Genomic DNA, 14,709 nt, shown 5'->3' with positions numbered 1-14,709 from the left:
CTGGCGGCGTTAGGCAGATAGTGATCTACGGGGATAACGCAAAGGATTGTTTATGAGTTACATCGTTGCTTTTGTTTCCTTTGAAGAATCAACCAAGGAGTTTCCTGTGCAGTGCTTTCGCACTGATGTTAAGCGAAGAGATAAGGTGATAGTTCGTAGAACAGACGGGAAATTGAGATCTGCAATAATTCAGAATCTAAAATATTTTAACTGGGACTGCAATGGCAGAATTGAGTGCAAAGAAGATGAGGTAATATATAAGGCGGACGGTGAGATTGTTTTGCCAAAAGGCTCTCCTCTTGTTTTTGGGTTGGCAACACATGATATCTTTATTAAAGAGCTTAAATTACACGGGTGGGTCCCGGTAAAATCAAGGCGACGGCAGTATCGGGCTGTGTTGGGCTGTACTAATGCGACCAAGGTTGCATACATATTTGTAAGGAAAAACGGAGTAGATATACAGATTCTTGCTCGCATCGATCATGAAGTTATTAAACCTTATAGCCTGCATGCATTATCCTTCAGTGAGGGAGAAATGGTTCATCATTTTTTAGCTCACACTACTTTCAATCTATTTGAGGGAATGCTCCGATTTTCAAAAAGTTTTATTGAGAATGAGGTCAATTTAGATCGCTATTTCATTCCTCAAGGAAGAAGCGATAAAAGAACAGAAGAGCTGAAGAAGAAAGCTCGAGAAAGAAAGTCGTCTAGAAGTGAAATGTTAGACATCTATGATGCGTGCTCAGATGGTGATGGGGGTCCCGCATATCTAGGCGACGGAATGTGGATTTCGTCAGCTGGAGGGTTACATGATTTGGGGCGGTAGGGTTTGCCTAACAAGTACATTATATTTTCCCCCTACTGGTCGATATGCGCTCGTTCCTCGCGCCGTTAATGTGGGCGTCATATCAGCATTTTTTGAAAGTCCGCTTTTGGCCACAATGGGAGCTTCAGACTAAGCTGATTGAGTGGCTACTGCTCCCCCGTGTCAGGATGAGAATGAAATTTGTAGTCTACCCCCCTATTTTCCTGTCCCCCTATTTCCTTTTAGCAGTAAGTGTAGGATCCCACCTAATCAATCACCCGGGACCCTACAAGTAGCTTCATCAATTCAGTAGGGAGCAAGTGGCTGATGAGTGGACTCAAGGCGATCATCCTCTATAACTCATACTATAAGGGGCTCAAGACAAGGATCCCCTGCGATGGCCACACCAACCTCGGCGGAGACAACGGTGCTGGCAAGACCTCCGCGCTTCGCCTGTTGCCGATCTTCTTCGGCCAGGAGCCCGGCAAGGTCATGGACCGTAGCGGCAACAAGAAGAATTTTGTCGACTACTACCTCACCAATGACCAGAGCATGGTGATCTTCGAGTACGCGCGCGTCAGCGGCGAGACGTGCTGTGCAGTCTTCTATCGTAGCAGTGAAGGTTCCCAGCACGCCCACCGTTTTGTCATGGGCAGCGCCGACGAGACGATCTTCCATCCGGACATGGACCCTTACTACGAGGAGCAGGAGCCCGCCTGGATGCTGCTGCGCCACCGTCTCAAGGAGTTCGGGGTCACCATCAGTCAGCAGCTGAACTATACCTCGGAATACCGCGACATCATCTTCAACACGGCTCATATCAATCGTCGCAGCGGTACGGCCTCCCGCCACAAGTCGCTACGCGAGGAGGCGCGAGCCTTCAGCCTGGGCGGGTTCGAAGACCGGATCCAGCACATGCACGAGTTGACCTCGATCACACTGGACTCCAAGCGGCTGATCTCGCGTCTCAAGAGGATGATCATCGATACGCAGATTCACGTCCATATCCAGGACTCCCGACCCAACTCCAACAACCCGGCGTTCTGGCGCGACATCGAAAGCCTTCAGGCCTTCGAGCGCGCCTCCGGTGATCTGGCGAGCGGGGTCGAGACCTATCAGAACCTGATGGCTTCGCACACATCCTTGCATCAGTACACCACCGCGTTGGACGAACATGTGGGTCGCATCAGCGATAGGATCGATCTGTGTGATGCTCAGGAAAAGGTCAAGGGGCGTGAATTCGACGAGGCCGAGGCGGGCTATCAGGAGGCATACCGCGAACACAGTCGCTCCCTGGCAGGCCTCCACGCGCAGCGCGACCAGTTGGATAGAGAGATCGACGCGCTCTATGAGCAGCGAGATGAATGGGAAGAGAAGGGCATGGATGATATCGCCATGCGCTACCATGATCTGCCGAACCGTCGCCAGGCGCTGAACAGTGCTCGCCAGACCCTCAGTGTGCTGAAGAAAGAAGGTGAGGACCTTCAGAAAAGCTATGACAGCGACCGCGCCGAGGCCATTACAGAAAAAGAGCGGCGGACCCAGCGCCTGCGTAAGGACAAGGATGCGCTCAGCGAGAAGCGCCGCCGTCTGGCGGATGACCAGGAGGCCGGGCGCAACACGCTGAAGGGGAAGTGGGAAGAAGAGGAAGCCCGAGTCATCGGCGAGATCGATGAGCGCATCGGGATGCTCCAGCAGCGCTATGGCGAACTGCTGGAGGCGCAGCAGCAGGCTCTCCAGCCGACCGATAAGGAGATCGCCGACAAGAATGCCTCAAAGTCGGCCATCACCACGGCGGAAGGGCAGCGGGATGAGGTCATCCGCCAGCTACAGCTGTGTCAGGATGATGTGACCGAGAAGACAAAGGCGGTCGGTGCCGAGGAGAGTCATCTTCAGCACGCCGAGCGCCGCCTGAGCTACGCCGAGGCCGAGCGCGATGCGCTGACGCGCAATCGCTTCGCGGAGCCGGGCACCCTGCTGGCCTACCTCCGCGAGCACTTTCCGCGATGGGGTGACTCGCTGGGCAAGGTTATCTCGCCCGCTCTACTCCAGCGCAAGGACCTGCAACCCGAGCGGACCTCCCATGACGAAACCCTCTATGGCCTTGCCCTCTATCTGGAGCATCTGGCCAAGCCGGATGAAGCGATGGAGGAGGCTCAGCTCGACAGCCTGCTGACGGAGGCCAAGCAGGAGGTCAAGCGGGCTAAGGACGAGGTGGAGAAGACCACCGGCCAGGTGCTCAGCGCCCGCAAGGCGCTCAAGGAAGCGCGTGACCGACTGACCCTGATGAAGAACAAGCAGGACGGACTGAGGGAGCGCATCCAGGATCTCAAGGCAGAGCATCAACGGCTGGTCGCGCGTCTCGATGAGGACGCCGCTAGGCGGGCCAATGACTTCAAGCAACAGGCGGCCAGCCTTCAGGCCCAGATCACTGAAGAAGGCCACCAGAAGACCGCTCAGCGCGAGACCATCCGCCGTGACGGGCAGGAGGCTCTCCTTCAACTGAGAGCCGAGCAGACCGATGCGATGGCCTCCCAGGACGCCGCCATCGAGCACAAGACCAAGCAGATCGAGGAGATCGAGGAGTCACACAAGGCGCACCTCAAATCACTGGACGATGCCCTTCAGATCGCCCTGGGCAAACGAGGCGTCGATACCAAGGCACGCCAGACGGCCATCGAGAAGGTAGAGGCGCTTCGCAATGAGATCCAGGTGCTGGAAGACTCCAAGGAGGAGGTGCTGGCGTATGAGCACTGGCTGGCTTACGACTGGCCGACGCTCGACGACAGGAGCACGCGGCAGGCGGCGTTGATTCGCCAGATAAGCATCAGCGAAAGTGAGTTCGCGCGTCTGAAAAGCGATCATGAAGCCTACCAGAAAGCGCTCAGCGAGGCTCGCCGATCCCTCAAGCGCGAGATCGGTCAGCTTACTCGAACACTCGAAGAGTGGCGCATCCTCAGTACCCGTGCCCAACGGGAGCTGGACGGCGTGCCCCATGAGCAGCCTCATGGCGAGATGCCTGATGCCGATGCCCTTGGCAGTGGCGAGCAGATCGCCTTCGAGGTCGACAAGCTGGCCAGCGAGGTCAACAGGCAGACCCAGGCGCTGATCAAGATCGCCAAGCGGTGCAAGAACATCATCCAGCTCCATCCCAACACCCAGGTCCACGATGCATGGCTCCAGCTATACAACCGTCTCAAGGAGCGCACGCAGTACACCGAGGGCATGGATGAGCTGGATATCGCTTCGATGAGCGCGCTCTCGGAGCTGTTGCACGAGCGCGTGCCCGAGATCGAGAACATGCTCAAGCAGACCGTCCGGGGTATCGCCGACCGGATGGTCAAGTATCGCGGGTCGCTCAACAACCTCAACAACGAGATCAACCGCGTCTCCCGTGAATTGAGGGCCAAGCTCAATACCGAGCACGATTTCGTGGCGATCAGTGACATCAAGGTCCAGCTGGTCTCGCTGATCAGCAGCGACGAGCAATGGAAGCCGCTGTCGGCGCTCGCCCAGCGCTGGGGTCAGTGGCTGGCACGCAACGAGTCGGGTCTGCCGCCTGACGAGCTTATGGAGGATCTGCGCCAACTCGATGAGGCCTATCGCAATGGGCGCGGAAGCAGCAGCGACATCAGCGATCTGACCAATATCGAGATCACACTGAAGGAGAAGGGGCGAGAGGTACCGATTCGCACCGACAAGGACTTCTCCGACGCGAGCAGCGCAGGCCTGTCGCTAATGGCCCTGTTAATCGTCTTCAGCGGCCTGACGCGCTACCTGTGCCCCAACGAGGAGATCGCCATCACCTGGCCGATTGATGAGCTGGGCAAGATTGACTCCGGCAACGTGGGCCGTCTGTTCAAGATGATGCAGCGGCGCAATATCCATATCTTCTGCGCCCAGCCCGAGGCACCCCCCGAGATCCTGAAGCGCTTCGACAACCGGGTGCTGATGGATGAAGACAAGGGCGCGATGATTGTCACCGATGAGGAGCCCGGTGCCGCCAGGATCAATCCGCGCTTCAGCCAGGCGATCAAGGACATGAGTCAGGAGGTGGCCCAATGAACTATAACCCTGCATTTGCCAAGACCATGGAGCGCCTGCTGAGCGGCGAGGTGATCTGCGAGATCGCCTACCGGGAAGGCTTCGATCTGCTGAATGATCCGCGCCAATTCACGCTAATCAACGACACCCTGACGCACATGGGGCGACGGCTGGCCAAGACCGAAGATGACGTTGGCTACTATGCCGTCTATCGCGATCTCAACGACCCAGGGCTTCGGCGCAGCATCCAGAATCGCTTCGCGCGTATCGCCGGGGACTGGGAGCCCCTGTGCCACTGGCTGAAGCTGACGCGCAAGATCAGTCATGACCGTTACCCGATCCATGCAGGCGACACGCTTAGCTTGAGCGGTCTGCTCGCCAGCGTGGAAGATTCGGTGAGTTCCCAAAAAGACGTCGAGAAGATCGCGCGTCGCTTCAAGATCTCGACCCGCAAGGACACCAAGGGTCAGCTGGAGGGTATCCTCAAGCACCTTGAGGAAGAAGGCTATCTTGTGCCGTATGGCGCCTCCGGGGCGTCCTACAAGGCCACGTCGCGCTGGTCACTGCTGATGGAGATGATGACTTACATTCAGCGGCAAGAAGGCATCCTGGCCGAGGAGGTCGCCGAGGAGGAGATGACCGACGAGCCACAGGGAGGCTTGTTCTGATGTCACGCCCCAGCGACGCCAAGGCGGCGGTCTCGACCATCCACCGCCATCTGGAGACCATCCTGGACGCCTGCCTCCAGCAGCAGGGCAGGGTCTATCTGGACGAGTCCAGCGAGAAGGCCGCCCACGACCTGATCCAGCACAACCTGGCGTTCCACCTCGATGAAGATGACGAGGAGGTGATCATCACCCGTGCGCTGGGGGACTTCGTCCACTTCATCACCCAGAGCCAGCGCAGGCAGGTGGCCAGTGGTGAGGTGAACGACAGATGGAACCATCTCAAGCAGACTGTCACCAACTACAGCCTGGCCAAGCGCAAGGGCAATACGGGCGACATCGAGCACTTCCGCAGCCTGATCCAGGAAAGTGTGCATCATTTCGTCGACACCATCCGGCTGGTGACCGCACGCTTCTCGGACTATGTGAACAACGACTTCCGCTCGATCAACGATATCGACATCAAGATCCAGGAAAACAAGTTTGCGATCCGTGAAGCAGAGCGGATGAATGATCTGTTCGAGACCATATCCTACGACCAGCTCTCGCAACTGGCCGGGGCCGATCCCTACCTGATCCACCTGTTCAACAAGGTGTTGTCCAAGCAGATCGACACCTTATCCGGGGAGGTGCTGGATGCGATCCATCAGCTCAAGCGGAGCCTCACGCACCTGGTGAAGAAGAGTGCCGAGTATCAGCGTCAGAACCGCCTGATCGATGCCTTCCTCGCGCACTATGATCAGAACCCCGACTTCACGCCATCCTTCCCTGCCGATGAGCTGCCACCCGATGCATTTCGCGGGGTCGAGCCGCTACCCCTCAAGGCCGAACCCGCACTGGATGATCCGCGACAGGAGGTGGTGCTGATCGAGATCGCCACCAAGGCCCTGGCCCGCGTCAGGGATGACCAGGAGCGTGATCTCGACAGGGATGAGAAGCAGCGTGACACGATGACGGTGGTGGATCACGGTACCCTGACCACCATCGCTCATGAGGATCCCGAGCAGCGCTCGGCACGCGAGTTCTTTGAGGCACTGCCGGAGCTGTTCAAGGCGCGACCCAGCGCCTCGGTGATGGCGTTTTATCAATACCTCGATATCGAGACCACGCCGGAGATCTGGGTGCTCAGCGTGCTGGGTCACTATTACTCCATGGCCGACCAGGACAAGGAGCATCTGAACATGCAGTACGAGACGGTGCAGGTGCCGCGCTATTCAGGCAACCATATCCTGATGGATGTCATCTTCGAGCATAAGGAGGTGGCGTGATACCGCTGTCGACCCTGCAACGCACCCTGCAACGTCGCCCGGCGTCGGTGACCTTGAGCCCGATGTGGCTGTCCACCCATGCGGAGCTGGGTGTCGGCACGCCCAATGGCAGGAAGCTGCTGCTCAGCGAGAACGACCTGGAGTTGCTGGAGGCGGAGTACCGACGCCAGACCAATGATGCCTCGCTGGGGTTCGACCTCACGCAGGACCGGGTGGCGGTGTCTGCGCAGCTGACCAACGAGAAGGCCTCCCAGCGCCAGGTATTTGGCGGGTTCATTCGCATTTCTTCGAGTGATGGAATTATTCATTTTTCCAAGAACAACGGGGAAATATGCCTTCCACCCGGCAGTTATCTCTCACTTCGTGAAGGAGATATGCTAGAGATATCCGAGTATGATCGCGTTCTTATCATTGAGAATGGTGCCTTAATGGAAAACATTGAGGCTATGATGGAAATAGTCCCTGAGAAATTCTGCCATGATACGCTCTACGTCTATCGGGGGAATGATGCGTCACAAAATAAGGTGTTTGAGTTAATGAAAAATATGCCAGGTAGTGTTTCGCTTGGCTTGTTTTTTGATTATGATCCCGCAGGCCTTAGCCTCGCACAAACAGGTTTTATTTCACGGCATAACGGCCCTGTGTCAATCATCGTGCCAAGAGATATTGAAGTGATAAGCACTATTGGCAGGGGCGATGTCTATATGAGACAACTTGAGATAATGGACCGGTTGCGAAATTCATTCAACGAAAATGCTTGGATTGGTCGACACGTGATGAATATGGTAAAGCATAAGAGGGTCCTTATGCAGGAGGCGATGCTGTCACGAAAAATAAAGCTGACCGAAGAGACGGTAAGAAGATAGAGTGAGTGGCAGTAATTACGCGGGTTCCGAAAATCACATGGCGCGTAACGTGCGGTATAATATTGTTAAAGGTGCGTGCTCGTTTATCCAATACCAGAGCATTCCGTCTAATCACTGTTAAACCTAAAAGGCAGCGTTACTGATGCTAAGCAGCCTGAAAGAGAAAGGATGGTGGAAAGGGAAGTGCCGAGGGCTCAACATAGATGATGATTTATTACAGATCGCAAGCCATCTAGGCCAACCAATTGGTGCGAGGCGAAGGAGATCTGTTGTGGAAGTTCTCAAACCCCAGTCCTCTTCTTTCGCCCATGACAACTCGCTTAGCGCCCAGTATCAACTATCGTCATTTCCATTTCACGTTGATACGGCGCATTGGCCAACACCTTGTAGGTATATCGTTATGGGGTGCAAATCGTCTGGTATCTGCGGTCGGGAAACACACCTCATTGATTGGGAGTTGCTACAATTAAAGCATTCTGATATTAATCTGTTAAAGAATGCTGTTTTCCTTGTGAAAGATGGTAGACGTTCGTTTTACTCGTCGATTGTCTCAGATAACAACCCTTTCATAAGGTATGATATTGGGTGTATGCATACCACTGACCGAGATTCGGAAATAGCACTCCAAGTACTCAATTCGGCCTTCGATAATGCCAAAAAAATAGACATTGAGTGGAAAGAAAACGATATCTTGGTGCTAGATAACTGGAGGATGTTACACGGCAGAAGTAGTTCGAGTAACGCTTTCGGCATGAACTCTTCTCGTGAATTGCATAGGGTATTGACGAAATGAGTAAAGAAACAAACCCGGCATTCTCATCAGATGCACTATTCTCTAAGTCCAAAATATATATGTCAAGGGGGCTAAGAGCAAAGAATGAAGCTGTATTAGATGAATATCAGCTATGGGCATCCCTAGCCTTGGAGTTATTGGCGAAATCATCCTTGAGCACTATACATCCTGCATTGGTGGCTGACCCTACTCACTACCAGTCTCTCTTTTCGGCTTGTGGCCATCCTCTATCTCCAGATGTTAAAACAATTACTGCTAAAACGTTATTCGAACGCTTATCTCACATATCGAAAGCCTTTGACAAAAGAATACAGAAATTCTGTGAACAGCAAGCTTTGAGGCGGAACTCAGAAATTCATTCAGGTGAATCACCATTTTCAGGAATGTCACCTGACGCATGGGAGGCTAAGTTTTGGCACGCCGCGTACACCCTCCTCGATATACAAGGTAAAGAGCTTGAAGAATGGTTAGGAGCTGATGAAGCACAAGCTCCGAGGCAATTATTGCAAGATGCCCGTGAAGCAATATCAATGATGGTCAAAACAAGAATTGATCATGCCTTAGAAGATTTTAAATCAGCCCATAAGAACGAAAAGAAGCGTGAAGATCTGATCGAAGTCTCAAAGAATGCGAAGTCTTGGGGGCATTATGATAAGTTTGATTATTCTGTAGATGGCTATGTTTTATATGAATGCCCCGCCTGTGGCGGTATGGGTGTAATGGGTGGAACTCAGTACGATGAAGAAATATCTGATGATCAGGATCCGCATGACCTATTCACGGAGTATGTTGATATAACATATGCCACTGAAGAATTTGCATGCCTTGTTTGCGGACTGCACTTGCATGGTGCTCAAGAAATTAATGCATCCTCCCTTCCAGACGAATTTTATGAAACGGAAGAGAGGGAACGTGAGTTTGAACCTGATTACGGCAATGATTAGCCAAGAGAAGTATAATAAGGCGCTGCTGTCGGAATAAATCTACGCGGCGTTCTGAAATTGCCAGAAAGCTTATCGTTAGGCGTCAAGATGGAGTAGTCGTAATGGGCTATCACGATTTCGGGCCGCTTCGCATCTCACCTTCGTTTACGGCTGATGACTGGGCCGAGCTTGCTCTAGATGCTGAAGCTGATTGGAGGCGAGCTGTAGACATGCTGCGGGACCGCATTGACGGAAGGTTCCTAGATCACGCTCGTAACTGCCTCCAATCCGAAACATCGGGATTCGTGGTCCTAGCCATCGATAGTATGCTCATCGAGGCGTTGGAGCAGTTTCGGCGAGGAATAGTCGATGGTCGCGGCCGGTCAGGGGAACTCATCAGGTCTTTTCTGGCTGGTCCGCGCTTCCAGCCCCAGTTCGATTCGGTAGCCGCGAATGCTTTCTATGAGGACATCAGATGCGGTCTCCTGCATCAAGCTGAGGCAAGGAGGCTCTGGCTAATCCGACGCTCCCAGGCTGAGTTACTAACAACAAGTAGGGCAACAGGCGCCGACGTCGGCTACGTTATCGATGTAGTGCAATTTCACGAAGCACTTGAGAGTGCATTCGACGACTATCTGAAAGAACTTGTTGAGCCCAACCAAGAGAAGTTACGGGAAAATCTCTGGAGCAAGATGAACCACATATGTCGAGTCCGGAAGGAGAGGGCAGGGTTGTTTGAATGAGTGGCAGTATCAGCTTGGAGGTGTACTCGTGAGATGCCTAACAAATCGCTCAATTACGGTCCGGCTTTGGTGGGCCTCCACCGGACGCGCCAGAGGCGAGCCGCTTAGCTCAAACGTTATATCAGAATACGATGAAAGTCCTCTCTTGGCCGGATAGTGCCGACCAAAAGCTCGGCTGTCGCTGGCTTCTGTCATACATGCTTTGATCATCCTTTCCTTCTGAGGAGCCTGTGAAGTTCAGAAGGATGCACTTGAAATTGGCTAGCCCTAAACCTGATTCTCCTCCCCGGTTTCTTTGGCTTCATCTTCTTCTATCAGGGTAGCGGATTTCTTGACCTTTGGGGGCGGGGCAACCCAGGCCTGTAGGTGTTGGCCAGCCTGCTCGTAGAAAAGTGGCACCGCAGTCTCCAATTCCTCAATGAACTTTCTAACCTTCTGAAAATTTCCAGCGAGGTCCTGGTGATAGAACACTTCGAATGAAATCGGGGGTGCGGAGGAATTGTCCGCATCAAGCAGGGTGGGATCCTGGCGGAGCTTCTCAATGGGCTGATGGGTATCGGGAGCCCTGCCGGCCCGACAGGCCCGAATATAGAAATCCTGGCTGGTGACAGGTGGCAGCTGCCGTAGCAGCCAATTGACCCTGGCTTTGCTGCTGACCTTGTCTTTAGGTGCCTCTAGTTTCATGGAGCAGGTCAGTGATCGACGCATCAAATCGGCGGTCACCTCCAGGTCCGATGCTGCGTTGGGTATTACTAGAGTGGCGGTTAGCTGGCGTTCCTTGGCCAGGCGCTCGCAGTCGTCGACGAGACGGTTTTGGGGATCTTTTTTGTGGGCACGCGGAAGTTTAAGCTCGACCTGCTGCCCTAACAGAGGCCACATCTTGAGGCATAGCTCACGTTGCTCCTGATGCCAGCTGGAGACTGTGTTAATGGCCTCATCGGAGTGCTTGTTGATAGGGGCATTCTTGTGAGTGGCCTGGACCAGCGAAGGCCATTCTGAATTCATTGAGGTGAATCCTACCACACCACTACCCTTGGCATCGAAATATTCCACCACCTCCTTCAGGATGAACCGCTGGTCTTCGTCCTTAATGCCATCACTCTGAAGCAGGAGCTGTGCCTGGGTGATGACATAGGTCCAAGACCAATGGAATACATCGACAGCTTTAGTACGGGTTTTGGGCAGCTTGACGGGATGATGCGTAGGCAGGGCCGCAAACTGATTGGTGATGGTTATGACTGCATCAACGTCATTTTCCTTCGCCTTGTCGATGTAGACTTTGAGCTGCCTCTCGCCCACCTCATTATTATCGGTCTTGGCTTCGATAATCGCACGCCAAGTTTTCTTACCTGTGTTAAGAATCAGCAATCCATCTGGACGTTCTTGAGGATCTTTTTTCTTACCGGAGACCTCCGAAACGAACACCACTTCAGTCCAGGCGTCTAGCTTTGCGCGATTGCCGGCGCGAACCCCTACAGAGTGCAGCATGACTTGGCGGAACTCATGGACTGCCATCAGGGTGGACAGCAGGATTGAGGTGGCACGCTCCTCCTTCTTGGTGTCAGAAATGCTGGGAATCAAGCGGGCTCGTGCACCATGCGCGAGGTACTCAGGGCGAGAAGTCTGCATAGGGTTCTCCTTAACAACAATGTTATCAAGGTATCGTCTAGTGGCGGCGAGAGCAAAGTGTGTCTTCCAACGCAGTCTGGAAACCAGTTGATAATTAGAGAATTCTGCCGTGTTGCCCAGCAGCCCTCGCTACCCCGTCGGCCTCCCGGCGCCGAGGACATCCGCGTCTCAACCAAGGGGGATGCCATACATAAGGTCTTGTTCAAGGTCTGCTCTTGGGCGCTTCTGACATCATAGATACCTACTGCCTAGTCCATGCTCCATGGGCAGATCAACCAATGTCAGCACCTGGTTGGCTTCATTTCTCATATCAACGCACCTCGTGTTCCTTGCGTCTTATTGTTCACTTACTACTACCCCATGCCGTTAATCAAAAATCCCATTGCGCTTCTCTTCATTGTTATTTATGATGCCTTACGGAAATTCACCTACTAGAGACGTATGCAATGACAAGTCTTCTGACAACCTATGCGCAGCAAGAACAGCAGCTCAAGCAGCTTAGCGAGCAGCTTGAGAAAATGAAGGCGGATCCTCGTCTACAGGCAGAACTTGAGTTCAAAGAGCAGCTTGAAGCGCTGATGAAGGAGTATGGCAAGAGCGCTGCGGATGTTTTGTCGCTTTTCCGCCCGGAGCCGACGGCTGAAAGTGCCCAGAAGGCCCAGGGTCAGCGTCGCAAGCGCAAGCTGAAGGTTTACGAGAACCCGAACACGGGTGAAGTAGTCGAGACCCGTGGTGGTAATCAGAAGACCCTGAAGGCGTGGAAAGAAGAGCACGGTGACGAAACTGTCGAGTCCTGGCTGGTCCGCACCGAGGATTAATTCAGCGCGTCGACAGTGCTCCATACACAATCATGAAACCCCATACTCGCTCATCAACAGTGTGGGGTTTTTTTCTGTGTGACGGTAGCCATGCTGTTGCTTCTTATCCTGGATTCTATCTCCCCAAGTCGTCCAAAACCGCCTGATTAAGGTGGATCCATACAAGCCGGTTATTGCTCGACTACTGGCCGCTGTCGACGCCAGAGCTATAAGTCCTTAAATCACCAATATAGATTGTCCCTCCGACCCGCATGGCCTTTCCTTGCTGGTGACCAAACCTGTAAGGATCGAGCCATGTTGAGCCGAGAGGACTTTCTGATGATAAATCAACTACGCCAGCGAGGCGCCCACCTCGTGGACATCGCCCATCAGATCGGCTGATCTGTGCGCACGGTACGACGCCATATGGCCCTTGATGCAGCTCCGACGGTCGCCCGGCTCAACCTCGGATCGGTAAATTGGATACTTACAAGCTGATCATCGATCAGCTGCTGGCCGACAAAGTCTGGAACGCCGAGGTGATCTTCCAGCTGATCCGCAAGCAGGGCTACACAGGCGGTGTCACCATCGTGCGGATGTACATCCAACCCAATCGGGCGCTGCATCCGATCAAGCAGGCCGTGCGTTTCGAGACCCAGTCCGGCTTCCAGCTTCGGCACGACTGGGGCGAGATCGAGACGGTAGTCGCTGGTCAGCGCTGCAAGGTCAACTTCGCCGTCAATACGCTGGGCTATTCGCGGCGCTTACATGCCTGGGCGGCCCCCAGCCAGGATGCCGAGCACACCTACGAAGCGTTGGTGCAGGCCTTCCGCCACTTCGGGGGCGTGCCGCGCACGGTGCTGGTCGATAACCAGAAGGCGGAGGTGTTGAAGCATGATCGCGACCGCCGGGTGATCTTCGATGCCGGCTTCCCGCAACTGGCCAGTCCCGGAGCATCATGCCGACCTGTGGCAGCAGACCCTGTCAGTGCAGCAGCGTGACCTGTGGGTCTACGAGGAGGTGCTGTGATGGCCCTGGAACAGCTACTCAACCGCCTGAAGATGGAACATCTCCAGGCCTCGCTCGACAGCCTCTGCGAACACGCCAGCAAGCAGGACTTGAACTACCGCGAGTTCCTCGAGCAGGCCCTGGCCCAGGAATGTGGCGGCCGGCACCAGAAAGGACTGGAGTCCCTGCTGAGGCAGGCGCGGCTCCCCTGGATCCAGACCCTGGAGCAGTTCGATTTCAGCTTCCAACCGAGCATCGATCACAAGATCGTGCGCGACCTGGTCGGCCTAGGCTTCGTCGAGCGTGGCGAAACGAGGTGCTGCTCGGACCGCCTGGCGTGGGAACCACCCATCTCGCCGTGGCGATAGCCATGAAGGCCGCTGAAGCCGGTCACCGCGTGCTGTTCATGACTCTGGATCGGCTGGTCAGCACTCTGGTCCGAGCGCATCAGGAGAACCGTCTCGACCGGCAAATCAAATAGCTGACCTATCCGAAGGGACTCGTCCTGGACGAGATGGGTTGCCTGCCGATGACGCCCGGGGAAGCTAGCCTGTTCTTCCGACTGATCAATCGGCGATACAAGCGAGCCAGCACCTTCGTGACCTCGAACAAGTAGTTCAAGGACTGGGGCGAGATCTTCGGAGACCAGGTTATCGCCACGGCCATCCTGGACCGGCTGCTGCACAGTGCCTACCGCCTGACATTCAGCGGAGAATCGATGCGCAAGAGCGCCGCCTCGCAAGCGGCAGAAATTGACCCATCGTGACCGGAATAGCTTAATTTGCGTATTCCGGCGGGCTCAGCACCGGATGCCTCGCCGGTGCATCGAAGACAGATAGAAGCTCAATCGCCAACGTTGAGTGGTGGAATGCCCCCTTTCTTGACAGGAGAAGGGAGGAGCCTTGGCCATGGGGTGCAACCGCTGAGCCATCATACATGTGACGTTCACTGCTGGTCTTCTCGAAGAGATCCTTCAGTAGGTCATTTGATCGTTTGAAGGCATAAAAAACCTTTTAAAACAGAGGTATAGCCTATTGATATCATCGTATCCTACGTAGCATTGCTTAACATCCTGCCAAAAATTCATCTGTAATCCTTCAATTCTTGCTGATGAGAAAGTATGATTGGGCTAAATTGTAAGGAAATGTATTCTGATGCTGGTGCTGTG

11 protein-coding genes and 1 pseudogene are annotated in these 14,709 nt (G+C 54.3%); 11 read left to right on the top strand and 1 reads right to left on the bottom strand.

The features are described from left to right. Positions 1-52: 52 nt before the first annotated feature. From FHR97_RS14030 to FHR97_RS13995, 8 genes are all read left to right on the top strand, one after another. Positions 53-826, top strand: coding sequence for a hypothetical protein (locus FHR97_RS14030; RefSeq protein ID WP_183384435.1), 774 nt, complete (start codon positions 53-55; stop codon positions 824-826). A 306-nt stretch (positions 827-1,132) separates the two neighbouring features. Then, complete coding sequence (locus tag FHR97_RS14025; RefSeq protein ID WP_183384434.1) at positions 1,133-4,870, top strand: ATP-binding protein; 3,738 nt, start codon at positions 1,133-1,135, stop codon at positions 4,868-4,870. Then, the gene (locus FHR97_RS14020) at positions 4,867-5,517 is read left to right on the top strand and encodes a hypothetical protein (RefSeq protein ID WP_183384433.1); all 651 of its coding nucleotides are present in this window, start codon (positions 4,867-4,869) and stop codon (positions 5,515-5,517) included. Before FHR97_RS14025 ends, FHR97_RS14020 begins: the two co-directional genes overlap by 4 nt. Then, positions 5,517-6,782: a hypothetical protein gene (locus FHR97_RS14015; RefSeq protein WP_183384432.1), complete on the top strand. Its 1,266-nt coding sequence runs from the start codon at positions 5,517-5,519 to the stop codon at positions 6,780-6,782. Before FHR97_RS14020 ends, FHR97_RS14015 begins: the two co-directional genes overlap by 1 nt. Then, positions 6,779-7,648, top strand: coding sequence for a DUF7281 domain-containing protein (locus FHR97_RS14010; RefSeq protein ID WP_183384431.1), 870 nt, complete (start codon positions 6,779-6,781; stop codon positions 7,646-7,648). Before FHR97_RS14015 ends, FHR97_RS14010 begins: the two co-directional genes overlap by 4 nt. 142 nt (positions 7,649-7,790) lie before the next feature. Continuing rightward, positions 7,791-8,441 carry a TauD/TfdA family dioxygenase gene (locus FHR97_RS20735; RefSeq protein WP_425486090.1) on the top strand — a complete coding sequence of 217 codons (651 nt, stop codon included), beginning with the start codon at positions 7,791-7,793 and terminating at the stop codon, positions 8,439-8,441. Continuing rightward, the gene (locus FHR97_RS14000) at positions 8,438-9,385 is read left to right on the top strand and encodes a hypothetical protein (protein WP_183384429.1); all 948 of its coding nucleotides are present in this window, start codon (positions 8,438-8,440) and stop codon (positions 9,383-9,385) included. Before FHR97_RS20735 ends, FHR97_RS14000 begins: the two co-directional genes overlap by 4 nt. Positions 9,386-9,486: 101 nt before the next feature. Next, positions 9,487-10,107, top strand: a complete 621-nt coding sequence (locus FHR97_RS13995) for a hypothetical protein (protein ID WP_183384428.1) — start codon at positions 9,487-9,489, stop codon at positions 10,105-10,107. A 267-nt stretch (positions 10,108-10,374) separates the two neighbouring features. Here the strand turns inward: FHR97_RS13995 and FHR97_RS13990 are convergent, their stop codons facing one another. After that, positions 10,375-11,736: a hypothetical protein gene (locus FHR97_RS13990; RefSeq protein ID WP_183384427.1), complete on the bottom strand. Its 1,362-nt coding sequence runs from the start codon at positions 11,734-11,736 to the stop codon at positions 10,375-10,377. 446 nt (positions 11,737-12,182) lie between these two features. Here FHR97_RS13990 and FHR97_RS13985 point away from each other — a divergent pair, with 446 nt between their 5' ends. From FHR97_RS13985 to istB, 3 genes and pseudogenes are all read left to right on the top strand, one after another. Continuing rightward, positions 12,183-12,554: a histone-like nucleoid-structuring protein, MvaT/MvaU family gene (locus FHR97_RS13985; protein WP_183384426.1), complete on the top strand. Its 372-nt coding sequence runs from the start codon at positions 12,183-12,185 to the stop codon at positions 12,552-12,554. A gap of 458 nt (positions 12,555-13,012) precedes the next feature. After that, positions 13,013-13,534: a DDE-type integrase/transposase/recombinase gene (locus tag FHR97_RS13980; RefSeq protein ID WP_183384425.1), complete on the top strand. Its 522-nt coding sequence runs from the start codon at positions 13,013-13,015 to the stop codon at positions 13,532-13,534. Between the two features lie 24 nt (positions 13,535-13,558). After that, positions 13,559-14,265: pseudogene (gene istB, locus FHR97_RS20160) on the top strand (IS21-like element helper ATPase IstB); the annotation flags it as partial. Positions 14,266-14,709: the final 444 nt, after the last annotated feature.

It is taken from the genome of Halomonas stenophila, assembly GCF_014192275.1.
GTDB classification, from domain to species: Bacteria; Pseudomonadota; Gammaproteobacteria; order Pseudomonadales; family Halomonadaceae; genus Halomonas; species Halomonas stenophila.
The sequence above is the reverse complement of the archived record's forward strand: the minus strand, read 5'-3'. Positions and strand labels throughout refer to the sequence as shown.

What these genes read in the sequence shown, in the direction of transcription:
- FHR97_RS14030 (WP_183384435.1), top strand. Translation starts at nt 53, where the DNA reads ATGAGTTACATCGTTGCTTTTGTTTCCTTTGAAGAATCAACCAAGGAG.
- FHR97_RS14025 (WP_183384434.1), top strand. Translation starts at nt 1,133, where the DNA reads ATGAGTGGACTCAAGGCGATCATCCTCTATAACTCATACTATAAGGGG.
- FHR97_RS14020 (WP_183384433.1), top strand. Translation starts at nt 4,867, where the DNA reads ATGAACTATAACCCTGCATTTGCCAAGACCATGGAGCGCCTGCTGAGC.
- FHR97_RS14015 (WP_183384432.1), top strand. Translation starts at nt 5,517, where the DNA reads ATGTCACGCCCCAGCGACGCCAAGGCGGCGGTCTCGACCATCCACCGC.
- FHR97_RS20735 (WP_425486090.1), top strand. Translation starts at nt 7,791, where the DNA reads ATGCTAAGCAGCCTGAAAGAGAAAGGATGGTGGAAAGGGAAGTGCCGA.
- FHR97_RS14000 (WP_183384429.1), top strand. Translation starts at nt 8,438, where the DNA reads ATGAGTAAAGAAACAAACCCGGCATTCTCATCAGATGCACTATTCTCT.
- FHR97_RS13995 (WP_183384428.1), top strand. Translation starts at nt 9,487, where the DNA reads ATGGGCTATCACGATTTCGGGCCGCTTCGCATCTCACCTTCGTTTACG.
- FHR97_RS13990 (WP_183384427.1), bottom strand. Translation starts at nt 11,736, where the DNA reads ATGCAGACTTCTCGCCCTGAGTACCTCGCGCATGGTGCACGAGCCCGC.
- FHR97_RS13985 (WP_183384426.1), top strand. Translation starts at nt 12,183, where the DNA reads ATGACAAGTCTTCTGACAACCTATGCGCAGCAAGAACAGCAGCTCAAG.